Below are 23,433 nucleotides of genomic sequence, written 5' to 3'. Positions count from 1 at the left end.
TATTTAACCGTTAATATACGTCATCGACTCCGCACTGTAGCGATTGCCCGCCACTGCCTCCACCGGGAACACGGCCTCGATTGCCGCCAGATCCGCCTGGCTCAATGTCAGTTCCGCTGCCGCCATGTTCTCCTCCAGATAACGACGCCGTTTGGTACCCGGAATCGGCACAATATGCTTGCCTTGCGCTAACACCCAGGCCAACGCCAACTGCGACGGTGCCACGCCTTTCAGTTTCGCCAGCTCGGTCACTTTCGCCACCAGGGCCAGATTGCGGGCAAAGTTATCGCCCTGGAAGCGCGGATTGCTACGGCGGAAATCGTCGGCATCCAGGTCCTCCGGCCGCTGGATCGCCCCAGTCAGGAAACCTCTCCCCAGCGGACTGTAAGGAACAAAACCGATGCCCAGACGCTCACAGGCGGCCAATACGCCTTGCTCGGCATCACGCGTCCATAGCGAATACTCGGTCTGCAACGCGGTAATCGGATGCACCTTATGCGCACGCTCAAGCGTAGCAACCGACGCTTCGCTAAGCCCAATGTGGCGGATCTTCCCTTCACGGATCAGATCCGCCATGGTACCCACGACATCCTCAATGGGCACCTGCGGATCGACCCGGTGCTGGTAATAAAGGTCTATTTCATCGACCCCCAGTCGTTTCAGGCTGCCTTCAACCGACCGGCGAATGTATTCCGGCCGGCTGCTGACGCCACGCGCGGCGGGATCGGTGGGATCGCGCAAAATACCGAACTTCGTCGCTAAAAACACCTGCTGCCGCTTGCCCTTGATTGCCTTCCCCACCAGTTGCTCGTTCGTGTGTGGGCCGTACATGTCGGCGGTATCCAGCAGGGTGACGCCCAGTTCGAGCGCCCGATGCAAGGTGGCGATGGCTTCCTGTTGATCGCTGCCGGTTGAGTAAAAGTCACTCATCCCCATGCAGCCCAAGCCCAGAGCAGAAACAGTCGGGCCATTGGGGCCTAATTGACGTTGTTGCATTGTGTTGCCCTCATACCGTGGATTGATAACGCAACAAAGTCTGGTTGTTTACCCTGCAAAGATAAATAATGCGAATGGCTCATCACTGTTCATAAATCGCTAACAATACGGAGAAGCTAATGGATCAGATCCAGGCCATGCGCATTTTTACCCGTATCGTCGAGTTGGGCAGCTTCAGTCGGGCAGCCGAGCGTCTGCAATTGCCACGAGCCACCGTCAGTAATGTGCTCAAGCGACTGGAACAACGCCTCGGCGTACGCCTGCTGATCCGCACCACCCGCCAGGTACAGGTGACCAGCGAAGGCACGCTTTATTACCAACGCTGCGTGCAATTGCTAGGGGCATTGGAAGAAGCGGACACACTGTTTAGCCACCATAAACTGAAGCCTTCCGGCAACATACGTATCGATATGCCGCATTCGCTGGCTCGCGAAATCGTTATTCCCGCGTTGGGTGACTTTTATCAGCGCTATCCAGAGCTCACCCTGTCGCTGGGGGCCAATGACACCCACGTCGACTTGCTGCGTGAGGGCGTGGATTGCGTACTGCGCGCATGGGAAACCGAGGACGACAGTCTGGTGGCACGACGCATAGCCATGATGCCGCAGCTAACCTGTGCGTCACCCGGCTATCTGGCGACGTTCGGCGTGCCGCAGTCGATTGATCAATTACAACCGCACCAGGCGATGGGTTACTTTTCCCTCGCCAGCAACCGCAATTACCCGCTGGAATTTTGCCGGAATGGCAAAGTGGAATTACGCGAACTCCCCACCCGGCTAAACGTCAGTGGCGCAGATGCCTACACCAGCGGCTGTCGCGCCGGCCTGGGGCTCATACAAGCTTCTCGCTATTCGTTGACGCCCTGGCTGCAAAATGGGGAATTGGTGGAAGTATTGGCAGAAACACCGCCCCCGCCGATGCCCATTTACATCATGTATCCTCCCGGTCGTTTCCTTGCACCACGGGTCAGGGTGTTGATTGACTGGCTGATTTGGCTGTTTGAGCACGGCAAAAGTAGTGATATGGCTATATTTCCAGCAAACACCAGCAAACAGGGGAAATAACTATTGACGTACCCGCCAAAATCTCTAGAATTCGCCTCCGTGGTAGCGTTACTCCGGTAATGTTTCTGGTATGCGAAGGTGGCGGAATTGGTAGACGCGCTAGCTTCAGGTGTTAGTGTCCTTACGGACGTGAGGGTTCAAGTCCCTCTCTTCGCACCAAATAACCACATGATTTATATTGCACAGCATCAATGCGAAGGTGGCGGAATTGGTAGACGCGCTAGCTTCAGGTGTTAGTGTTCTTACGGACGTGAGGGTTCAAGTCCCTCTCTTCGCACCAAGCTGGTGATATAAATCGAAAGCAAAATGACAGTATCGACTGTGCGAAGGTGGCGGAATTGGTAGACGCGCTAGCTTCAGGTGTTAGTGTTCTTACGGACGTGAGGGTTCAAGTCCCTCTCTTCGCACCAATCGATAACTCTCTCCGGTAACATCCCCAAAGAAGCATCCCATTGAAACGATAAAGAACACGCGAAAGCGTGGTTTTGCGTTTTCAGCCCAGGTTGAAGTTCAGACCGATAGCCGCCAATCCCCCCGCTAACGCCATGCAAGACGGCAGCAGCAAGTAGTGACGCCAGCGGCTGTTAAACAGCATCACCAATGTGGCCAGCATCGCGATCACAATGAGCGTACGCAGTTGCATCATATCCAGGTTGATCAATGCCAGTAACGGCATTAAAGCGCATGGCAACAAAACGCCCCAGGCGCTGGCCAAACGGTTGCCCAGGCACCAGCTGACGCCCCACAATCCGCATGCGGTAATCATGGCTGCAATCATGATAACCCTACCCTTTAAGTGATAATGATAACCAATATCATATACCACTTTTTTTCACTGCGCATCATTTTCACCCCGACGACCAAACACGGATGACATAACGGTGGAAAAATGATAGTTTGCCATAAGAAAATTCTTAGTCTTATTCGCATGTTAATAATCACAATCAAAAATCATACAATGCGAATGCTTAATTCATACCGAAAGAATTTTTCGCCACCTTCATTTTTCGACAGATCGATATTGTAAAGAGTGAACTCCGTATGAACGCGCGTTCTTATCAGGAACTGCTAAATAGCAAGCACCGCTTATCATTATTTTTATTTTTGTTGATGAACGTCGCGTCTTCCCTATTTACATTATTGGTTCCGTTTAATAACAAGCCCGCTTTTACCCTGCCTTTATTAGGGATACCGCTATTTTGTATGGCAGCACTGTTATTCACCTTGCAGTCTCCGCGGTTATACGTAAAAAAATTGAATCTATTTTCCTTTGTTATTGGTTTGCTGTGGGCGGCACATATTTACCTTAAAAGTCAGTACTGTGCGCCGAACAATCAAAGTTTTCTATTAATTAGTCTGTTCAGTATGTTTTTTATAAGTGCTATTGCCCTAACGGATAACTTTATCGCTTTCTGCCTGCATGCCGTGCCTTCCGCATTGGTCATTCTATTACTGGATGGGATGCACAATACCGTACGGATCGTATTCACCACGGTATTGCCGATTATCGCTTTCTCTATCCACCACTTGATGCTCAAACGCAGTGAGATCTTTACGCAAACGCTGGTGGCTAATCTGTATAACGAACGGGACAGGTTCAGCAATTTAAGCATGATCGATCCGCTAACCGGGCTTTATAACCGCCGTGGCCTGGAAAATAAAATCAATATGCTGAGTGCCTCGCCGTCGGGTTGCCATTTCGTTGTGTTACTCGATATCGACCACTTTAAGGCTTATAACGATAATTATGGTCACACCATGGGTGACCAGGCGTTGGTGCAGGTGGCGATCACCATCCGTGATTCGGTCCGTTCGCGCGATATTGTGGTGCGCTATGGTGGGGAAGAGTTTCTGGTGCTGTTGACCAATGTGAGCGAGGAATATGCCACTCTGTTGGCCGAAAGAGTACGGCAGCGGGTGCAGGAATTAAAAATCCCACACCGCTTCAACCAGTTGGAAAGCACGACCGTGACGCTCAGCGCCGGGATATCCGCATTGGATAAACTTGACGTGTCTGCAGCGATCCGGGCCGCCGACGCCGCACTGTATCAGGCGAAAAACAATGGCCGTAACAATATTCAAGTGGCGCCAAACGTGCAGCCCGCCGCTGTCTGAGCCGGCGGGCCTGGTGCTTAGCGGCGGCGCTGCTGCAAACCGTAAGCAAACACCACGCCGAAGCACAGCAACGGCAGCACATAGGACAGCGCCGTACTGTACTTGTCCGCCAACGCCCCCATAAAGTAAGGCATGATGGCGCCCCCAACGATCGCCATGATCATAAAGGAACTGGCACGCTTGGTGTGTTTACCCATGTTTTTCACGCCCAGGGCAAAAATGGTTGGGAACATAATCGACATGAAGAAGAACACGGCGATCAACGCCACCACCGAAACCCCGTCCATGCTGAGCATCACCACGCCACACAACACCATGTTAATCAGCGAGTAAAACATCAACAACGTGGCCGCTTTGACTCTGCCCATCAGCCAGGTACTGAAAAAACGTCCCACCATAAAGCAAATCATGGCGATAGAAAGCAAGTAGGATGCGCTTTGGTTGGAAACGTCGCGCCAGTGCTCAGTGGCATAGTTAATAAAGAACGCACCGACGCCGACCTGTGCCGCCACATAGAAGAACTGGGTAATCACCCCCCCGACAAAGTGCTTGTGTTGCCACAAGCCTTGAGCGATTTGACCGTGCTCAGGCTGTTCTTCTTCACGAATATCCGGCAGCCGTGTACGACTGAACAAAAAGGCAATCAGCAGCACCAACACGGCAATTGCCACGTAGGTCATCTTCACTGCCCCCTGGTCACCGCTACTTGCGCCCTGAGTGGCAGAGAAAAACAGCGTGCCGCCGATCATCGGACCGATAAACTGCCCCAGACCGTTAAACGACTGGGAAAGATTCAGCCGCCGTTCAGCGCCCTGCGCATCCCCCAGCACCGTTGCATACGGGTTAGCGGCCGTTTCCAAACAGCCCAACCCACAGGCAATAACAAACAGCGCGAACAGGAACATGGCAAAGCTGTTGGCAGACGCCGCCGGCACAAACAGCAATGCCCCCAGCGCATACAAACACAACCCAATCAGGATTCCGGCCTTGTAACCTTTTTTATCCATAAAATAGCCGGCAGGCAGCGCCACCAGGAAATAGGCGCCGAAATACGCGGCCTGCAATAATCCCGATTGCGCCTTGGTAACGTGCAACGTTTCTTGAAAATGTTTATTCAATACGTCCAACAGGCCATACGACAGCCCCCACATGAAAAACAGGCTGGTGACCAAGATAAACGCCCAACGCAGATTGGCAGTCGCCCTGGCGCCCGCCTGAGGTGGGGCCACAGTTTTTTCAGCAAGCATTGATATATCCTCGGTAGGGTAGGTTATTGTTGTTGCAAAGAGAATATCCGCTCCATCACCACCCATTTATCGCCCTGCGGCGTCCAGGGGGTGGCGACCTGGTAGTGCCACATCAGGGCTTCCCAGCGCTGCACGTGGGGATTGCTCAGGCTGGCGGCATCAAACCGCGCAGCATCGAACTCGGAACTGACCTCAACGATCATGAACAGCCGGGTACCCAGCCGATAAATCTCCATATCCAGGATGCCGTGCTCACGTAGATGAGCGGCGATTTCTGGCCAGATCTGCCGGTGATGGCTCAGGTATTCCTCGATCAGCGCCGGTGAGTCGACCAGATCTAACGCCTGACAAAAGCGCTGCCCCGCTGTGCCGTTCATGTGATTGCCCGATCAAGATGCAGGTAACCGCCGTCCACCGACAGCCATTGCCCGGTGGTGTGCGACGACCGCGAAGAGATCAAGAACACCACGGTATTGGCAATTTCCTGTGGCGTGGTCATCCGCTGTTCTAAAGGAATACGCGCAGTAATTTTCTCACGCTGCTGTTCCGGCTCCGCGAAGGTGTTAATCCAGCGCTCATACTGCGGCGTGATCACTTCTGCCGGTACCACCGCATTCACCCGTACGCCCTCATGCCGCAGCGACACCGCCCACTCACGCGTCAACGCCAGCACGGCGCCTTTGGCAGCGGTATAGCCGCTGGTCCCGCCCTGCCCACTGAGCGCGGTCTTGGACGCAATGTTGACGATGGCCCCCTTGCTCTTTTGCAAGGCTTGCTGGCACAGGTGCGCCATCAAGTAGTAATGAATCAGGTTTTTCTCCAGCGAGCCGACAAAGGCTTCACGTCCGGCGTCCAATCCCACCCCGTCGTTAACACCCGCGTTATTCACCACCGCATCGATACGACCAAAGGTTTCCTGCGTTTGTGCCACAGCCCGCCGACAGGCTTGTTCTTCACACAAATCGGTGATGATCACGGTGCTCTGCGGCTGCAAGCGGCGCAGCGTTGCCAGAAACTCCCCCTCCGGCATGGCGTTAGTGACAATCACCGGGATCGCCCCTTCTTCCGCCAACAATTGAGAGATGGCTGCGCCGATGCCAGAACCGCCACCGGTAACAATCACCACCTTATCTTTCAGATACAGATCCATAACCAGACTCCGTTAACCCATAAATTCGGCAGGCGGTGCCGCCCCAAATTTCCGCCTGCTGCGAAGGACTCAGCGTGGCGATCGCCTGCTCATTCAGTTGATAAACCTGGCTGTATTCACCCGCCAACAGGCACACCGGCCAGTCAGATCCGAACATCAGCCGCTGTGGCCCGAATGCCTCCAGCGCCGCCTCAAAAAACGGGAGCAGCTGCGACGCCTGCCACTGCCCGCCGGGTGCTTCCGTGATCAGCCCGGACAGCTTGCAAACCACGTGCCCCAACGCCGCCAGGGGTTTGATTTGCTGCGCCCAGTGTTTAGCCCCCTGCGCAATATCCGGCTTGCCGAGATGATCCAGCACCAGCCAGTAATCGTCGTGCTCCGCGGCAAACTGCGCTGCCGCGGCCAAATGCCGGTGGGTGACCAAAATGTCGTAGGTATAACCCTGTCGCTGCAACGCCTGCATGCCACGCCGCACTTCCGGTCGTGCCAACCACACGTCCGGCGCAGGTTCGTCCTGCACTTGATGACGAAAACCCCGCAGCAAAGGTTGTTGGCGCAGTACATCGAGCCGCTGCGCCAGCTGCGGTGCGGTCATGTCCAGCCAACCCACCACGCCACATACGCCACGGCTCCGCTGCGCCTGCGTCAATAGCGTCTGGGTTTCCTGCTCGCAGTGACGGGCCTGTACCACCAGCGCACCGTCAAAACCGTGGCGTTTCAGCAAGGGCTCAAGCTCTTCCGGGCCAAAATCTTGCCGTAACACTGCCATCTGTTCGCTGATCCACGGATAGCGTTGCGGATGGTAATGCCAGTAATGTTGGTGGGCGTCGATGCGTAGCATGGGCTGTTTCCCGTTCAACCGCGGAACCGGTACTGTTCAAGCGACGATGCATGCATTTCGATCGAATAACCGGGATTGAGTGGTGGCATGTATGCCGCCCCCTTGATGTCACAGGGGTGGACAAAATGTTCATGCAGATGATCGACGTATTCAATTACCCGGCCGTCGTGGGTACCGGCAATGCACAGATAGTCAATCATCGATAGATGCTGGACGTATTCGCACAACCCCACGCCGCCCGCATGCGGACATACCGGCAGGTTGTACTTGGCGGCCATCAACATCACTGCCAGGACTTCGTTAACGCCACCAAGGCGACAAGCGTCGATCTGCACCACGTCAATCGCCTCACGCATGATGAACTGTTTGAATAGGATGCGGTTTTGGCACATCTCGCCGGTGGCAACCTTCACCGGGTAAACGCCTTCGCGGATGCGGCGATGCCCTTCCACGTCGTCCGGACTGGTCGGTTCTTCGATAAACCAGGGTTTGGCGAAGGCCAGATGCTTTACCCAGGGAATAGCGTCGTTAACTTCCCACACCTGATTCGCGTCAATCATCAATTGACGATCGGGGCCGATGACCTCGCGCGCGATGCGCACCCGACGGATATCGTCTTCCAGATCGCGCCCCACCTTCAGTTTCAGGTAGGAGAAGCCCGCGTCGACCGCTTCCTGACACAACCGACGCAGTTTGTCGTCCGGATAACCCAGCCAGCCGGCAGACGTGGTGTAACAGGGGTAACCCTCCTGCAGTAGGCGCTCCAGGCGCTGCGCTTTGCCTTCGGCCCGCTGCTTGAGCAAGCTGAGCGCTTCCTGCGGCGTAATGCAGTCGGTGATGTAACGAAAATCGATGCAGCGCACCAGTTCTTCGGGTGTCATCTCTGCCACCAGTCGCCACACTGGCTTGCCTTCTGCTTTGGCCCACAGATCCCACACCGCGTTGATCACCGCTCCGGTCGCCAGGTGAATCGCCCCCTTGTCCGGCCCAATCCAACGCAGCTGGCTGTCGCCGGTGAAGCGCCGCCAGAAGGCCCCCATGTCGGCAGTGATCTCCTCAAGCCGGACGCCGACGATCTGGTGCTCCAATGCGCGGATCGCGGCACAGCAAATCTCGTTGCCGCGACCAATGGTAAAGGTCAATCCGTGGCCGTTAAGATCGGCGCGATCGGTTTCCAGAATCACATACGCAGCGGAGTAGTCCGGATCCGGGTTCATCGCGTCGGAACCGTCCAGCGCAAGCGAGGTCGGGAAACGAATATCTTCAACCCGCAGTGCGGTAATCGTCGTCATGGCAATGCTCCTCATCAGGCTTGTACGGTTGTTTGACGCTGTTCACCCAATCCTTCAATGCCCAGGCGCATGGTCTGCCCGGCTTTCAGGTAGATGGGCTGCGGTTTTTGTCCCATGCCGACGCCTGGCGGCGTACCGGTAGAGATCACATCGCCCGGCTGCAGACTCATAAAACGGCTCAAATAGCTGATGATGTACGGAATGCGGAAAATCATGGTGCTGGTGTTACCGTCCTGATAGCGTTTGCCATCGACTTCCAGCCACAGATTCAGGCTGTGGGGATCGGCAATTTCGTCGGCCGTCACCAGCCAGGGGCCTGTGGGGCCAAAAGTGTCGCACCCTTTCCCCTTGTCCCAGGTACCGCCGCGTTCAATCTGGAATTCACGCTCAGAAACGTCGTTAATCACACAGTAACCAGCAACGTGGCGCATCGCGTCCTGCTCGCTGATATAGCGTCCTCCCTGGCCGATAATCACGCCCAGTTCCACTTCCCAGTCGGTCTTTAGCGAGTCGCGCGGGATTTGCACTTCATCGTTCGGCCCGACCACCGCGCTGGTCCATTTGTTGAACACCACGGGTTCAGACGGGATCGCCGCACCGGTCTCCGCGGCGTGATCGGCGTAGTTCAGGCCGATGCAGATAAACTTGCCGATGCTGCCGACGCAGGGGCCAAGCCGCGGCTGACCTTCGACTCGCGGCAATTGGTTGATGTCCAGCGTGCGCAGCTTGTCGAGCGCGGCTGGCAGCAACGCCTCACCGCTCAGGTCGGCAATATGCTGCGAAAGGTCGCGGATCTGTCCGTCTGCATCCAATATCCCTGGGCGTTCCTGCCCCGGTGCGCCATAGCGTAAAAGTTTCATTCAATCCTCTCCAAGAAAGTGGAGGTCTGGGTCAGCGGGCGTTGTGAACGTACACGGCGTAGATGAGGAGTCCGAGTACTGCCCAAGCGTGAAATGACAGGCGCAACGGCCCGATCGCCCATTCCTCAGTTGCTCCAGCCACCATCAATAATCTGCACCGTACCTGTGGTGTAGGAACTGGCGTCAGAAGCCAGATACAGCGCCAGCTGGGCTATCTCGCCGGTGGTGCCGATGCGGCCAATCGGTTGGCGGGCAACAAATGCCTGATACACCTCTTCTTCGCTGCGCCCCTGCTCGCGTGCCTGCTCGGCAATTCGTTGACGCAACGACGGCGACTCTACCGTTCCGGGGCAAATGGCATTGCAACGAATACCCTGCGTGACGTAATCCGCCGCGACGGAGCGCGTCAGGCCGATCACGGCGGCTTTGGTCGCGCTGTAGGCAAAGCGGTTCGGCACCCCTTTCACACTGGAGGCAACTGAAGACATGTTGATAATCGAGCCGTTTTTGCGCGCCAACATGCCGGGCAAAAAGGCGCGGATCATGCGGAACATCGCCGTCACATTAAGATCGACGGCGAATGCCCACTGTTCTTCACTGCATTCCAGGATCGAACCGCTGTGCACCACGCCCGCACAGTTGAATAACACGTCGATCGGCCCGAGCGTTTCTGCCGCTGCGGCGATCGCCGCCGGATCGGTCACGTTCAGGGTCATCGGCTGAATGCCGGACAATCCCTGTAGTTGCTCGGTGTTGATATCGGTGGCAATGACATCAGCGCCTGCCTCGGCAAAAAGCCTGGCGGTGCTCAAGCCAATGCCCTGCCCAGCTGCGGTGATCAGCACGCGTTTTCCGGTTAAATTCATTTTCGCTCCCTTGGCTTAAAGGTCTAATGGTCAGGCCACTAAAGGCGATTAAAGGTCAGGCCTTTAACATGACAAAAGACGCTGTTCGCGTTATGGTTTGGTGATAATGTTATAAGACTCGTTTAAAACAGCATTTTGATTAACCAACTTTTTACACTTGATTAACCATTACTCAAGCAGCTTGACTAATAATTGTGCGCTGAATCACTTTTACCCGAACAGCCTAAGGTAATATATGCCGATCACAAGACTGGAAAACCCAAGGATTTACAGGCAGATAGCCGACCAATTGAAACGGCTTATCGATAATAATGAATTTCCTCCCGGCAGCCGCCTGCCCTCCGAACGGGATCTGGCCCAGCAATTACAGGTCAGCCGTGCTTCCGTCCGTGAGGCGCTGATTGCGCTGGAAGTGATTGGGCTGGTGGATGTCAAAGTCGGCAACGGGGTGATTGTCCGGGCCCAAACGCCGGTGATGGCGTCGCAAGAACCGGTCATGGCGCAAGCCGGGCGCGATCAGTGGGCGGAAATCGATGATGAGTTGAATATCGAGCTGGATTTTAACGCCGAGCTGCCGCCATTCTCCCTGTTGCAAACCCGCCTGTTGATCGAGCCAGAAACCGCCGCGTTGGCGGCACGCCATGCCACCGATCAAGAACTGGCGGGCATCCGCGAGGCCTACGAGCAAAACTGCCGCGACAACCGCGCGGGATCGGCCACCCACCCCGGCGATCGGCTATTTCATATTCGTATCGCCCAGGCCAGCGGTAACCCGGCTTATGCCTTTATCATCGGCCATCTGCTCGGCCACCGTTACGGAAGCATGTTCCGCGTGCTGCAACGCCACTACACGCCTGACGATATGCCACACCGTTCCGAGCAAGAACACCGGGAGATTCTGGCGGCGATTGAAGCCCGTGACGTACGCGGAGCGCGCAAGGCAATGAAAGCCCATCTGGATGAAGTCATCGCCATTTTCACCCGCGCGCAGTAGACCCATCAGGCGTCATCGGGGCGGTGATAAATTATTTATCAAACCGCTCTTTTTTCCACATGCAGCCAAGGCCGAGGCACATTACACTGACAGCAGACAAGACCGGGCTATGCCACGGTTTGGGCCTTTCTCTGCTGCCTTTTTAAATGGATAACGACCGTTGAAGAACTCTTTCTCCACTTCATTGCTGGCGCTGTGCCTGTGTGCCGCGCCGCTGGCTGCGCAGGCCGCCGCCCCGCAACTGGCTTCGCAAATCGTCGACCAGTATGCCGAACATATTTTCTACAACAGCGGTGCCACCGGTATGGCGCTGGTGGTGATCGACGGGAATCAGGTGGTTAACCGCAGCTTTGGTGACACCAAACCCGGGAATAACCTGCGCCCACGGCCGGACTCACTGATCCGCATCGCCTCGATCACCAAGCTGATGACCAGTGAAGTCATGGTCAAGATGGCGGCAGAAGGCCGGGTTAAGCTCAATGATCCCTTGCGTAAATATGCCCCGCAGGGCGCTTACGTGCCGGCGTATAATACGCGCCAACCTATCACGCTGCTGAACCTGGCAACCCACACCAGCGCACTGCCGCGCGAACAGCCGGGCAAGAAGCCGCCAAAAACGCCCGTCTTTACCTGGCCGACCAAAGCGCAACGCTGGCAATGGCTGGAGCATGCCAACGTCACCGTGCCACCCGGCGTACGTGCGTCTTATTCCAACCTGGCGTATGACCTGCTGGCCGATGCACTGTCACGGGCAGCAGGCAAACCCTACAGCGCGCTGTTGAAGGAAAAAATCACCGCGCCGCTCGGCATGGTAGACACCACCCTCACCCCAAGTGCCGAACAGTGTTCACGCCTGATGGTGGCCTCGGCCGGGCCGAGCGCCTGCCGCGACACGACGGCGGCAGGCGGCAGCGGTGGTGTTTACTCTACCCCACGCGACATGCAGCGCTGGATGCAACAGTTCCTTACCTCTAACGTCTCAGGCTCACGCAAATCGACCGCCGCCAGCGAGCAAACCATGTACTTCCAGCGTAACGATCTGGTCTCGCTGAAAGGGATGGACGTACCGGGCGAAGCCAGCGCACTGGGTCTGGGTTGGGTGTATATGGCACCGAACGGTGAGCTGCCGGGGATTATTCAGAAAACGGGCGGTGGCGGCGGCTTTATTACCTATATGGCAATGATTCCGCAGAAAAATGTCGGCGTATTTGTGGTGGTCACTCGCTCAGAACTGAGCAAATTCACCAACATGAGCGATCCGGTTAACCGGCTGGTGGGCGAGTTAGCCGCCAACAAAAGCTAAGTTTAAGGGGGCAGCTTGCCGCTGCCCCCCCGTTAATCTCAGGCTAAACTCATCTCGTGCATGACCGGATGGAAGTTACGCTTGAAGTAGATCAAACCGTTCCCTGCCGCACTTACCACGATCTGGCGGATCTGCACCAGATACACCTGATGGGTGCCAATACTCTGGATCTGCTCGATCTCGCCTTCCAGGCTCGCCAGCGTATTACGCAACACCGGTTGGCCCAACGCACCATTTTGCCACGCATCCAGTCGGAAGCGCTCCTCCATGCTCACCTCCGTCATACCGGCAAAGTGGCGCGCCATCAGCTCTTGTTCGTGGTTCAACACGTTGACGCACAGCCGCTGATTCGCCTGGAAAACCGGATTCATCGCGCTATTGCGGTTGATACACACCAGCAGCGTCGGCGGTGTATCCGTCACCGAGCACACCGCAGTGGCGGTGATACCACAGCGCCCTGCCGGGCCATCGGTCGTCACGATATTTACCGCCGCTGACAGGCTGGCCATCGCGTCGCGAAACAGCAGACGGTGTTCATTTTCCTGAGACATACAAACCTCCTACCGGATCACTTAAGCAGTTTATCCAGTTGATTAATATCATCATTGTTATGCAGATGCGGTACTTTCCAGCCGTGCTGGTCGTAGTCGGACAGGCATTTGTCGACCATTTCCATCATCTTGCCCATGGTGCCGGATCCTTGCGCATGGCGCAGACATTGCAGGCGGATCTCATCTTGGCTGCCGGCATAGTTAATCTCATACAACTCGTGACGACCGCCGAATTCACTGCCGATCGCGTCCCACATCAACTTGAGGATCTTGATACGTTCAACATGATCCATGCCGTCAGATCCACGCACATAGCGCGACAGATACTTGTCGATCTCTGGGTTGTTCATGTCACGGACACTCGACGGCAGGTAGATCAAACCGCTGGTAACGTTCTTTTCGATGATGTTCTTCACCTTGGCATAGGCCATCGGCGCCATCACGCGATAGGTCTGAATCGCGGCGGAATCTGGCAAATAAGCGCCGTTTTCCCACTTGGTGGCTTCAGCGCACATGGCATCGCTCAACGACCAGAACAGATTACGCCAGGCAACCACTTCGCCGAGATCGGCCTGCACGCCGCGGAACTCAAGCACCCCGGTACAAGACAGGCTTTTTTGCAGCAGTGCGGTAATGAAGTCCATCTTCACCGCCAAGCGTACGCACGCCTGTAACGGGAATAGCCGGGCAAAACCACCTTCGGTACTCCAACGGCGGCAACGATCGAAATCACGGTAGATCAGGACGTTTTCCCACGGGATCAACACATGATCCATAATCAGGATCGCATCGTTCTCATCAAAACGGCTCGATAGCGGATAATCAAACGGCGATCCCGTGGCACCTGCGACCAATTCATAAGAAGCACGAGAGATCAGCTTCACCCCTTCAGCGTCCATCGGTGCGACAAACATCAGTGCGAAGTCCGGGTTATCGCCCATCACCTGCGCGGAGCCAAAGCCGATAAAGTTGTAGTGCGTCAACGCCGAGTTGGTCGCCACCACTTTGGCACCGCTGACAATGATGCCGGCGTCCGTCTCTTTCTCCACCTTAATGAACACGTCTTTCACTTCGTTAACCGGCTTGTGACGATCAATAGGCGGGTTGACGATAGCGTGGTTAAAGTACAGACCGGTTTCCTGGATGCGTTTGTACCAATGGCGTGCGTTGTCGGCAAACTGACCATAAAATTCGGGATTGGCGCCCAGTGCGCAGCCAAACGCCGCTTTGTAATCTGGGGTACGCCCCATCCAACCGTAGCTCTGGCGCGACCAGTCGGCGATAGCATCGCGCTGCTGGCGCATCTCTTCAGGGCTGCGGGCGTAGCGGAAGAATTTGTGCGTGTAACCACCGTTGCCGGTATCGGTATTCCAGCACAGGCGATCCTGACCGATCGGATCGTGCAATGCGTCATACAGTTGGCCGACTGACGCCGCCGCGTTACGGAACGCCGGATGAGTGGTAACATCTTTCACTCGCTCGCCATAAATGTAGATTTCACGGCCATCCTGCAAACTTTTCAGGTATTCGGCACCGGTGAACGGGCGTTTGCTGTCAGCACGAAAGTCTTCTGGTTTCATTCGTTGTCTTCCTCGTAATCGGCATTTTATGGGCCGTGTATTCGGCCACTTGTTAAAATAATGTTTTCTTTTGGTTGCTTAATTGAAGCTCCCAACGCCGATTTCGAGAAGAGACTTTTGCGGCAATCGCGGGTACTTTTCAGGTGGGTTTGCCGCTTTCGCGGCAAACTGTGATCCAGGCCGTATCCGGCCGTTACGAAAGGGAATGTTGTGCAGCGCGGTAACTTGAGGGAGAGCACCCTTCCAGCCGGTTGAAAAAACGCGCGAAATAGGCGGGATCCTTAAAGCCGAGGCTATAAGCGGTTTCATGCACCGTGCAGGCGCTGAACAGCAGCATCCGCTTGGCTTCACGCAATACGCGATCAAATATCAGCCGCTTGGGGGGCTGATTGGCAAAGCGCCGGCACAGATCGTTCAACCGTGATTCAGTCACCCCCAGCGCCTGAGCGTAGTCCGGTACCGGCAGGTGATCGCGGAAACGTTCATCGACCATCTTGTTGAAACGCTGGAACAACTTGAGCTCGCCGCGCACGCCGCTGGTCGCGGAATCTTCCAGTGCGGCATTGCGTAGCAACAGGGTCAATACCGCCTGCGCGAGCAGCGCCAGCGTCTGCTCGCGGCCGGCCAACCCTTGGCTGAACTCACGGCGAATCAGCGCCCAGTAATGACTGAGCGCCGTTAATTCCTGCGGTGCGTCTGCCATCGACAAACAGATACCTGGCATATCCAATGCAAGATTGCTGCCGGGGTACAAGCGCTCCAGCAGCGGCCATATCAACTCCTGACGCACCGTCAGTACGTGGCCGTCGCTGTCCGGTTCAGTAAAGAACGCGTGCGGTACCGAGGGCGGCGTCAGGATAAACAGCGGGGCCTGCACCGAATAGTGCTGGCTGTCCAACTGCAACTCAATCTTACCGGTCTCCAGGAAATGTACCTGGAAGAAACGGTCATGCCAGTGCACCTGCATATCGCGGCCAAAAAATGCCGCCAGCCCGGCGAAGGTTTCGTAGTGCACTTCATCCGTAGCGTAACGCGCATCGTATTCTTTACAGATATCGATATTGGCGATAAAACCGGTACTTTTCTGCATTATTGTCCTCACTCTCCCCGAAAACGGGTTGAGCGTGCTCAACCCCTACAGGTGTTCGGTAGGGGCCCAGCATGCTGGGCCCGTCCATTACGGCGTGGCCCGTGGGCGCGAGCCCTGCATTGGGATACGCCAGACAAGTAACGCACCGATGATCAACAATGCCGAAACGAAGTACAGCCCAGAGTTAAAGCTCCCGGTCAGATCCTTAAACCAGCCGATCAACAACGGACTGACCGCCGATCCAATATTGCCGGTGGCGTTGATCACCGCGATCCCAATCGCCCGCGCCTCCAGACTGATCGATTGATCCGGCGTGGTCCAGAAGATCGCCATAGCGGTGAAGGACCCCACCGATGCCATCACGATCCCCAGCAATTGGATCATGCTGTGATCGGTCGCCGAAGCCAGCAACCAACCGGCCGCGGCAAACAGATACGGCAGTGCCGTATGGTGTTTTCGCTCCTGCAATCGATCCGATCGTTTACTCCACCAAATCATCCCGGCAATGGTACAGATCTGCGGGATCGCCGCCAGAATACCGATCACAATGTTGCTGCTGCCCTGGTTAAAGCTCTGCAAGATCTGTGGCGTCCAGATGTTGATGGCGCTCAGCGTATTGGTCAGGCAGAAATAGGCCAGCGTATACATCAGCACAATTGGCGTGAACACTTCCCGCCACAGGCTGCGCTGCTGCATCGCCCGGTGGCTACCTGGCCCATTAGGCTGCACCAGTTGCAGCTTGTCGGCATCCATCATCGCTTTCAGGCTGCTTTTTTCTTCATCGGTCAGCCATTTGGCTTTGGCCGGGGTATCGTCCAGATAGAACCACACCACCACACCCAGCAGCACTGAAGGAATCCCCTCCAACAGGAACAGCCATTGCCAACCCTTAAGGTTCATCAAGCCGTCCAGCGCCAAAATATAGCCGGATACCAGTGAACCGATCGCCATGGTCACCGGCATGGCGATCATAAACAGCGCGTTGGCACGGGCGCGGTAAAACGCCGGGAACCAATAGGTGAGATAAACCAAAATACCCGGCAGAAAACCGGCTTCGGTGATGCCGACGATCATCCGTAGCACATACAAGCTGGTCGGCCCGGTGGCAAACAGGGTGCAGGTTGAGGCGATCCCCCACAGCACCATGATGGTGGCGATCCAGCGCCGTGCCCCCACGATCCCCAGCATAATGTTGCTCGGAATACCAAAAATCACATAGGTGACGTAGAACAAGGTCGCTGCCAAACCAAACATGGTCGAGCTGAGGCCAAGATCCTTACCCATCGTCAGCCCGGCGAAACCGATATTGATGCGGTCGAGGAAAGAGAAAACAAACAGCACAAACAGGAAAATAATCAGTCGCCGAAATAACTTTTTAATCACCGATTGCTCGGCGGCGGTTAACGCTTTATGTTGCTGCGCCGGGTTGGCCGGTGGCAGCGAATCGACGTTGCTCATGGTGTCTCCAATAAGATTGCACCTATACCTTTATCTTTCACATCGCAGGGGTGTTGCCTGCAGCGTGAAATCTATTGGGTATACAACCTAATAAACGCTCGGGGATTGCACGGGGGCTTGCGCGTGTTTAAAGCGGCCTGCCAGCGTTTCCGCTGCCCGCGCCAGCAGAGTGGTATCCACCCCCACCGCGACAAACAGTGCGCCGGACGCCAGGTAATGCTGCGCCAGTTCCGGATTCGCCGTCAAAATGCCCGGTGCCTTGCCAGCTGCGCTGATACGCGCAATGGCGTCGTCGATGGTGCGCTGCACCTCCGGCTGCTGCGGATTACCGGCAAACCCCATATCTGCACTCAAATCCGCCGGGCCGATGAATACCCCGTCGACCCCGTCGACCTGCAGGATCTCGTCCAGATTTTTCACCGCCTCACGCGTTTCGATCTGCACTAACACGCACATCTGCGCGTCGGCCTGTTGCAGATAATCCGGCACCCGATTCCAGCGCGATGCACGCGCCAACGCACTGCCAACACCGCGTATACCGCTCGGTGGATAACGCGTGGCTCGCACCGCATCACGCGCCTGTTCGGCGTTTTGAATCATCGGGATCAGCAGCGTTTGCGCGCCAATATCCAGCAGTTGCTTAATCATCACCGCGTCATTCCACGCCGGGCGGACCACCGGCTGGCTCGGGTAAGGTGCGATCGCCTGCAACTGTCCCAGCACCGTTTGCACGTTGTTAGGCGCGTGCTCACCGTCGATCAACAGCCAATCGAAGCCAGAACCGGCCAGCAGTTCTGCGCTGTAACTGCTGCATAACCCCAGCCAGAGGCCAATCTGCGGGCGCTTTTCCTGCAACGCCTTCTTAAAAGAGTTGGTTAACATCGCATTCTCCCTGATTAACGGGCGCAGCCAGCAGCGCCCGGACACGCTTAAGGTTCGGCCTGCCGAACCCGCTGATTACACAAATCGGCAGCTAATGCAGCCCATCGGGCCATAATCCGCATGGAAGGTATCACCGCGCCGGGCGGCGACCGGCCGGGTGAAGGAACCGCCAAGGATCACCTGTCCCGCTTCCAGCTCCACGTCATACGGGAACAGCTTGTTGGCCAACCAGGCGACGCCATTGGCCGGATGGTTCAGCACCGCCGCCGCGACGCCAGACTCTTCGATGACGCCATTGCGGTACAACAACGCACTGATCCAACGTAGATCCAGTGCATCCGGTTTGATCGGTCTGCCGCCCATCACCACACCGGCGTTGGCGGCGTTATCGGAAATGGTGTCGAATACCTTGCGGGGACGCTGCGTTTCGGGATCGACGTTATGGCTGCGTGCATCGATGATCTCCAGCGCCGGAATGATATAATCAGTGGCGTTGTAGACATCAAACAATGTGCAGTTTGGCCCGCGCAGAGGCTTGGCCAGCACAAACGCCAGCTCAACCTCAACCCGTGGCACGATAAAACGATCGATGGGAATGTCGCTGCCGTCATTGAAAAACATGTCATCGAGCAAGGCACCGAAATCCGGTTCCGTAATCTGCGAACTGACCTGCATAGCACGCGACGTCAGGCCGATCTTATGGCCCTTTAATGTGCGGCCTTCTGCAACCTTTAGCGCCACCCACTGCCGCTGAATGGCGTAAGCGTCTTCAATGGTGATCTCGGGATGATCCAGTGATAACGCGCGGATCTGTTCACGGCTCTGCTCCGCCTGATGCAAACGCTGCACGGCACGGCTAACCAGTTCTTTATCCAACATTGACGGCCCCTTACTCTTTGCGGAATAGCGCGTGGACATTGTTTTGTTTGTAGTTCAACACCGGATCCAGCTCTTCCATGGTGAAGGACAGCGCCAAATAGCGGCTGGCCATCAGCGCAGCAAAGTGCTCGGTGATCAGCGCGAACAACATTTCCCCTACCTGTTCACGACTTTCCAGGCTGCGGCCATGACCAATCTTCAGCGTCATGTGTACGAAGGCGTAATCCTGCTTGCCGTCAGCCATCTGCCAGGTATCCAGCCAAATAGCGCGGCTGCGCACCCCGGCCAACGGGAAAATGCCGGTGTCCGCCAGTGCCTGGTTGACCTTGGCGAACAGCGTGGGCAAATCCGCCTCACGGCGGATATTGTCGGTACATTCAGCGTAAAAATGGGGCATGGCGACTCCTCAGGCTTCGGCTGGCAGCGGGAACACGGCATTGACCTGCCCGGTGCCGGAACTGGCGAACAGCGGCGTAATGAACTCCACCTTGCCGTCATATTTATCCCACCCCAGCAAGCCGAGCAGCATCACGGTGTCATGCATGTTGCCTTCGCCGTAGCAGTAATCGGCGTACTCCGGCAGCATTTCGCAAAACTCGCGGAAGCGCCCTTCCTCCCACAGCTTGACGACCCGTTCGTCCATTTGCTGGTCGAACTGACGCGTGTAACTGTTCATGCCTTCTTCAGCGCGCTGGTCGTCAATAAAACGGTGAGAAAGCGACCCGCTGGCCAGTACCGCCACCGTGCCATCGTATTTATCAATCGCGGTTTTGATCGCTTCACCCAAACGGCGGCTGTCGGCAAAGTCATGCACGGTGCAGAACGCAGAGATCGATATCACCTTGAAATGCTTATCGCTGTTCATATAGCGCATCGGCACCAGCGTGCCGTATTCCAGCTTCAGGCTTGGGATCTCATGCGCTTTAGCGCGCACTCCGAGTGCGCAGGCTTCGGCGGCAATCAACTGACCCAACGGAGGATTACCTTCGTATTCGTAGGTCATGTCGCGGATGAAGTGCGGCAGTTCATTACTGGTGTAGAGCCCCTCGAAGTGCGGGCTGCAATTGATGTGATAAGCGCTGTTCACCAGCCAGTGGGTGTCGAACACAATAATGGTGTCGACACCCATTTCACGGCAGCGCGCGCTGATCTCTTTGTGGCCGTCGATCGCCGACTGGCGGCAACCAAAGTTTTTTCCAGGAATTTCCGACAGATACATCGATGGAACATGTGTAATCTTGGCGGCTAACGCTAACTTACCCATACAACCTCACATGAAACAAAAATGATTCCGTGAAACAGTGCCGGGGCGGACTTAAACGCCCCAACGTGGGATCGGGTGATCACCCATGGAAATACACACGTTCTTCATCTCGGCGAACACTTCGAAGCTGTATTCCCCGCCTTCTCGGCCGGTGCCGGACGATTTCACGCCGCCAAAGGGCTGGCGCAAATCACGTACGTTTTGGGTGTTAACGAAAACCATACCCGCTTCAATATTGCGGGCCAGACGCAGCACCTTGCTCACATCCTGCGTCCAGATATACGACGCCAGGCCGTACTCCACGTCGTTGGCCATACGCAGGCCGTCTTCTTCTGATTTGAACGGCAGCAGGCAGGCCACTGGCCCAAAAATCTCCTCCTGCGCGATGCGCATACGGTTATCGACATCAGCCAGCACCGTCGGGCGCAGGAAGTTGCCGTGGCTCAAGCCAGCCGGTTTGTCCGGGCCGCCTGCCAGCAAGGTGGCGCCCTCTTCCAGCCCAAGGCGAATATAGCCAGAGACTTTTTCCCAGTGCTGTGGGCTGATCAGCGCCCCCACCTGGGTGTTGGGATCCTGCGGATCACCCACGCGCAGGCGGTTGGCACGCTCGGCGAAGCGTTTGACGAATTCCGGATAAATGCTCTCTTGAATGAAGATGCGCGAACCGGCCGTGCAGCGTTCACCATTGATCGAGAAAATGGTAAACAGCGCAGCATCCAGGGCACGTTCGATGTCCGCATCTTCAAAAATCAGCACCGGCGACTTGCCGCCCAGCTCCATGGAAAACTTCTTCAGCCCTGCGCTTTCAATAATGCGTCGACCGGTGGCGGTACCGCCGGTAAAGGACACGGCACGCACATCTTTATGGCGTACCAAGGCATCCCCGGCAGTCGCACCGTAGCCCTGCACCACATTGAGCACCCCGGCCGGGATGCCCGCTTCCAGCGCCAGTTCCCCCAGACGATCGGCGGTCAGCGGCGACAGCTCGGACATTTTCAGCACTGCGGTGTTGCCCAATGCCAGGCAGGGCGCAGTTTTCCAGGTGGCCGTCATGAATGGCACGTTCCACGGCGAAACAAGCGCACACACCCCCACCGGCTGGATCAACGTGTAGTTGAGCATCTTGTCGTCCACCGGATAGGTGCGACCATTCATCTGCTGGCAGATCTCGGCGAAAAACTCAAAGTTGTGCGATGCGCGTGGAATCAACACGTTTTTGGTTTGGTGGATAGGCAGACCGGTATCGGCGGTTTCCATCTCCGCTATCTGCGGGACATTCTCGTCGATCAATTCACCCAAGCGACGCATCAGGCGTGCGCGCTCTTTCATTGGCGTATTGGCCCATTTCGGGAAAGCCTCTTTGGCGGCGGCCACCGCCTGATCGATCTCCAACTGCCCGCCAGACGCCACTTCTGCCAGCACCTCGCCGTTGGCCGGGTTGGTGGTGGTGAAATACGCTTTGCTGGCTACATTCTTACCGTTAATCCAATGGTTGATGGTTTTCATCGCAGGCTTTCCTCGTAATCTTTTTCACTGATGATGTGGTTAACCAAACGGCCAATGCCCTCGATCTCCACCACCACTTCGTCACCCGGCAGCACGTCAGCCAGCCCTTTCGGCGTGCCGGTGGCGATCATGTCGCCCGGCTGCAGCGTCATAAATTCGCTCAGGTAACTGATCAGGTACGGAATATCGAAAATCATATCGGCGGTGCTGCCGCGCTGGCGCAGCTCGCCGTTGACGTAGGTGCTGAGCGCCAGGCGGTGCGGATCGGCAATATCGTCACGATCCACGATGTACGGCCCAATCGGCGTCAGCGTGTCGCGGCTTTTTACCCGCAGATTCGGGCGGTAGTAGTTTTCCAGGTAATCGCGAATGGCGTAGTCGTTGCACAGGGTGTAACCCGCAACATAGTCCATGGCGTTTTCACGGCTGACATTGCGCGCAGTCTTGCCGATCACCGCCACCAGCTCGGCTTCGTAGTGCATATACTCGACGTCAGCCGGGCGCACCGACACCTGGCGGTGCCCGGTCAGGGTGTTTGGCGCTTTCAGGAACACCAAGGGTTCTTCCGGTGCCTTGAACTCCAGCTCGCTGGCGTGATCGGCGTAGTTCAGACCCAGCGCGAACACCGTGCCCTGTGCAGGCGGCAACCACTCGGCCTCCAGCTCGTTCAGAACGTTGCCGTCCGGCAGGGTAACGCGTAATTGTTCATCGACGCTGACGTTAACAATTTTGCCGTGATGGCGAATACGGGCGTGTCTCATGATGCTTCTCCTGCCTGCGTCACAGGGTTGGTCAAGGTCGGCAAGCCGGCTGCGCGTACCCTGACTTCATCCCCCGGCATGATCTCCACACGTTGGTGTGGTGTGCCGATCAATACCGCGTCACCCGGCTGCAAGGTAATAAAATCGCTGATGGCCGCAATCAGCTCCGGCACCGAACGCACCAGATCGGCCGTTGACCAACGATCCCGCTCCACGCCATTGATTTCGGTGATGATTTCCAGCTTTGCCGAGGTCGCCAACTGGCCGATATCGCCTAACGGACAAAAGCCGTCGCGGCATTTCGCTTTGATTGCCGGCCGATAGAAGCTGCTTTCCGGCAGGCTGATGTCATTGGCCAGGGCATAACCGGCCAGATAATCAGCCACACGCTCGGCCGGCACCTTACGCGCGGTGTCGCCGATCACTACCGCCAAGGTTGCGCCGCTCTGTACCTGTTCACCGGCAGGAAACGGGATCGCCCCGCCGTTGGCGAGGTGGGTATTACGCGGCTTGATAAACCACACTGGGGTTTTCGGCGGGGTTTTATAAGGTAGCTCATGGAATGCCTGATCCCAGGCGTCAATTTGGCTGCGGTGGTTTAGCGCGACGGAAAATACGGTGCCTTTCATGCAAACTCCTTTCAATGACAGAACATGACAACCGGCATTCATTAATATGTTAATGATTACTTTTATACGCTGTTCAGCTTTTACGCAACGCGGGAGGGTTGATTT

Annotated in this window: 24 protein-coding genes and 3 tRNA genes; 7 read left to right on the top strand and 20 right to left on the bottom strand. The window is 56.2% G+C overall.

What is annotated here, in order from left to right; all coding sequences use genetic code 11:
• Positions 1–3: 3 nt before the first annotated feature.
• Positions 4–996: an aldo/keto reductase gene (locus tag ACI2J2_RS15140; protein WP_265555823.1), complete on the bottom strand. Its 993-nt coding sequence runs from the start codon at positions 994–996 to the stop codon at positions 4–6.
• Positions 997–1,115: 119 nt separating this feature from the next.
• Here ACI2J2_RS15140 and ACI2J2_RS15135 point away from each other — a divergent pair, with 119 nt between their 5' ends.
• From ACI2J2_RS15135 to ACI2J2_RS15120, 4 genes are all read left to right on the top strand, one after another.
• The gene (locus tag ACI2J2_RS15135) at positions 1,116–2,060 is read left to right on the top strand and encodes a LysR family transcriptional regulator (RefSeq protein ID WP_404760382.1); all 945 of its coding nucleotides are present in this window, start codon (positions 1,116–1,118) and stop codon (positions 2,058–2,060) included.
• A 72-nt stretch (positions 2,061–2,132) separates the two neighbouring features.
• Positions 2,133–2,219 (top strand) — tRNA-Leu (locus tag ACI2J2_RS15130).
• A 34-nt stretch (positions 2,220–2,253) separates the two neighbouring features.
• Positions 2,254–2,340, top strand: a tRNA-Leu gene (locus tag ACI2J2_RS15125).
• Between the two features lie 43 nt (positions 2,341–2,383).
• Positions 2,384–2,470: transfer RNA gene (locus tag ACI2J2_RS15120), tRNA-Leu, on the top strand.
• 83 nt (positions 2,471–2,553) lie between these two features.
• On the opposite strand, the gene ACI2J2_RS15115 is transcribed toward ACI2J2_RS15120, so the two are convergent.
• The gene (locus ACI2J2_RS15115; protein ID WP_037424165.1) at positions 2,554–2,838 is read right to left on the bottom strand and encodes a DUF1435 domain-containing protein; all 285 of its coding nucleotides are present in this window, start codon (positions 2,836–2,838) and stop codon (positions 2,554–2,556) included.
• 263 nt (positions 2,839–3,101) lie between these two features.
• On the opposite strand from ACI2J2_RS15115, the gene ACI2J2_RS15110 reads away from it, so the two are divergent.
• A complete protein-coding gene (locus ACI2J2_RS15110; RefSeq protein ID WP_209634889.1) occupies positions 3,102–4,175 on the top strand; it encodes a diguanylate cyclase in 1,074 nt (357 codons plus the stop codon).
• 17 nt (positions 4,176–4,192) lie between these two features.
• Here the strand turns inward: ACI2J2_RS15110 and ACI2J2_RS15105 are convergent, their stop codons facing one another.
• From ACI2J2_RS15105 to ACI2J2_RS15075, 7 genes are all read right to left on the bottom strand, one after another.
• Positions 4,193–5,422, bottom strand: coding sequence for a sugar MFS transporter (locus tag ACI2J2_RS15105; protein WP_209634886.1), 1,230 nt, complete (start codon positions 5,420–5,422; stop codon positions 4,193–4,195).
• Positions 5,423–5,445: 23 nt separating this feature from the next.
• Complete coding sequence (locus ACI2J2_RS15100) at positions 5,446–5,799, bottom strand: L-rhamnose mutarotase (RefSeq protein ID WP_404760381.1); 354 nt, start codon at positions 5,797–5,799, stop codon at positions 5,446–5,448.
• Complete coding sequence (locus tag ACI2J2_RS15095; RefSeq protein WP_404760380.1) at positions 5,796–6,572, bottom strand: SDR family oxidoreductase; 777 nt, start codon at positions 6,570–6,572, stop codon at positions 5,796–5,798. The genes ACI2J2_RS15100 and ACI2J2_RS15095 overlap by 4 nt, the downstream gene beginning before the upstream one ends.
• Positions 6,550–7,413, bottom strand: a complete 864-nt coding sequence (locus ACI2J2_RS15090) for an amidohydrolase family protein (protein ID WP_404760379.1) — start codon at positions 7,411–7,413, stop codon at positions 6,550–6,552. Before ACI2J2_RS15090 ends, ACI2J2_RS15095 begins: the two co-directional genes overlap by 23 nt.
• 14 nt (positions 7,414–7,427) lie before the next feature.
• The gene (locus ACI2J2_RS15085) at positions 7,428–8,705 is read right to left on the bottom strand and encodes an L-fuconate dehydratase (RefSeq protein WP_209634874.1); all 1,278 of its coding nucleotides are present in this window, start codon (positions 8,703–8,705) and stop codon (positions 7,428–7,430) included.
• 14 nt (positions 8,706–8,719) lie between these two features.
• Entirely contained in the window at positions 8,720–9,565 is an 846-nt protein-coding gene (locus ACI2J2_RS15080; protein WP_404760378.1) for a fumarylacetoacetate hydrolase family protein, read from the bottom strand.
• Positions 9,566–9,690: 125 nt separating this feature from the next.
• On the bottom strand, positions 9,691–10,431 hold the full coding sequence (locus tag ACI2J2_RS15075) for an SDR family oxidoreductase (protein WP_404760377.1): 741 nt from the start codon (positions 10,429–10,431) through the stop codon (positions 9,691–9,693).
• 235 nt (positions 10,432–10,666) lie between these two features.
• Between ACI2J2_RS15075 and ACI2J2_RS15070 the strand changes: the two genes are divergently transcribed.
• Both ACI2J2_RS15070 and ampH read left to right on the top strand, forming a co-directional pair.
• On the top strand, positions 10,667–11,425 hold the full coding sequence (locus ACI2J2_RS15070; protein WP_209634865.1) for a FadR/GntR family transcriptional regulator: 759 nt from the start codon (positions 10,667–10,669) through the stop codon (positions 11,423–11,425).
• A gap of 160 nt (positions 11,426–11,585) precedes the next feature.
• Positions 11,586–12,728 (top strand): D-alanyl-D-alanine-carboxypeptidase/endopeptidase AmpH, encoded by a 1,143-nt coding sequence (gene ampH / locus ACI2J2_RS15065; protein ID WP_209634862.1) that lies wholly within the window; start codon positions 11,586–11,588, stop codon positions 12,726–12,728.
• Positions 12,729–12,766: 38 nt separating this feature from the next.
• Here the strand turns inward: ampH and hpaC are convergent, their stop codons facing one another.
• The 11 genes from hpaC to ACI2J2_RS15010 all read right to left on the bottom strand — a co-directional run bounded on the left by hpaC (position 12,767) and on the right by ACI2J2_RS15010 (position 23,328).
• Positions 12,767–13,279 (bottom strand): 4-hydroxyphenylacetate 3-monooxygenase, reductase component, encoded by a 513-nt coding sequence (gene hpaC, locus ACI2J2_RS15060; protein WP_209634859.1) that lies wholly within the window; start codon positions 13,277–13,279, stop codon positions 12,767–12,769.
• Between the two features lie 17 nt (positions 13,280–13,296).
• Positions 13,297–14,859: a 4-hydroxyphenylacetate 3-monooxygenase, oxygenase component gene (gene hpaB / locus ACI2J2_RS15055; protein WP_209634854.1), complete on the bottom strand. Its 1,563-nt coding sequence runs from the start codon at positions 14,857–14,859 to the stop codon at positions 13,297–13,299.
• A 193-nt stretch (positions 14,860–15,052) separates the two neighbouring features.
• Positions 15,053–15,949 carry a 4-hydroxyphenylacetate catabolism regulatory protein HpaA gene (gene hpaA / locus ACI2J2_RS15050; protein WP_209634851.1) on the bottom strand — a complete coding sequence of 299 codons (897 nt, stop codon included), beginning with the start codon at positions 15,947–15,949 and terminating at the stop codon, positions 15,053–15,055.
• 87 nt (positions 15,950–16,036) lie between these two features.
• Positions 16,037–17,407 (bottom strand): 4-hydroxyphenylacetate permease, encoded by a 1,371-nt coding sequence (gene hpaX, locus ACI2J2_RS15045; protein WP_209634848.1) that lies wholly within the window; start codon positions 17,405–17,407, stop codon positions 16,037–16,039.
• Between the two features lie 87 nt (positions 17,408–17,494).
• Positions 17,495–18,289 carry a 4-hydroxy-2-oxoheptanedioate aldolase gene (gene hpaI, locus ACI2J2_RS15040; RefSeq protein ID WP_265555831.1) on the bottom strand — a complete coding sequence of 265 codons (795 nt, stop codon included), beginning with the start codon at positions 18,287–18,289 and terminating at the stop codon, positions 17,495–17,497.
• A gap of 75 nt (positions 18,290–18,364) precedes the next feature.
• Positions 18,365–19,168 (bottom strand): 2-oxo-hept-4-ene-1,7-dioate hydratase, encoded by an 804-nt coding sequence (gene hpaH, locus ACI2J2_RS15035; RefSeq protein ID WP_209634842.1) that lies wholly within the window; start codon positions 19,166–19,168, stop codon positions 18,365–18,367.
• A 10-nt stretch (positions 19,169–19,178) separates the two neighbouring features.
• Positions 19,179–19,565, bottom strand: a complete 387-nt coding sequence (locus ACI2J2_RS15030; RefSeq protein ID WP_209634839.1) for a 5-carboxymethyl-2-hydroxymuconate Delta-isomerase — start codon at positions 19,563–19,565, stop codon at positions 19,179–19,181.
• A gap of 9 nt (positions 19,566–19,574) precedes the next feature.
• The gene (gene hpaD / locus ACI2J2_RS15025; protein WP_209634836.1) at positions 19,575–20,432 is read right to left on the bottom strand and encodes a 3,4-dihydroxyphenylacetate 2,3-dioxygenase; all 858 of its coding nucleotides are present in this window, start codon (positions 20,430–20,432) and stop codon (positions 19,575–19,577) included.
• Between the two features lie 51 nt (positions 20,433–20,483).
• Positions 20,484–21,938, bottom strand: coding sequence for a 5-carboxymethyl-2-hydroxymuconate semialdehyde dehydrogenase (gene hpaE, locus ACI2J2_RS15020; protein WP_209634833.1), 1,455 nt, complete (start codon positions 21,936–21,938; stop codon positions 20,484–20,486).
• Positions 21,935–22,699, bottom strand: a complete 765-nt coding sequence (locus tag ACI2J2_RS15015; protein ID WP_265555833.1) for a fumarylacetoacetate hydrolase family protein — start codon at positions 22,697–22,699, stop codon at positions 21,935–21,937. The genes hpaE and ACI2J2_RS15015 overlap by 4 nt, the downstream gene beginning before the upstream one ends.
• Positions 22,696–23,328 carry a fumarylacetoacetate hydrolase family protein gene (locus ACI2J2_RS15010; protein ID WP_209634827.1) on the bottom strand — a complete coding sequence of 211 codons (633 nt, stop codon included), beginning with the start codon at positions 23,326–23,328 and terminating at the stop codon, positions 22,696–22,698. Before ACI2J2_RS15010 ends, ACI2J2_RS15015 begins: the two co-directional genes overlap by 4 nt.
• Positions 23,329–23,433 lie beyond the last annotated feature (105 nt).

Source organism: Serratia sp. NPDC087055, from assembly GCF_044900985.1.
GTDB lineage: Bacteria > Pseudomonadota > Gammaproteobacteria > Enterobacterales > Enterobacteriaceae > Serratia.
This window is presented reverse-complemented; position numbering and strand designations above follow the sequence as displayed.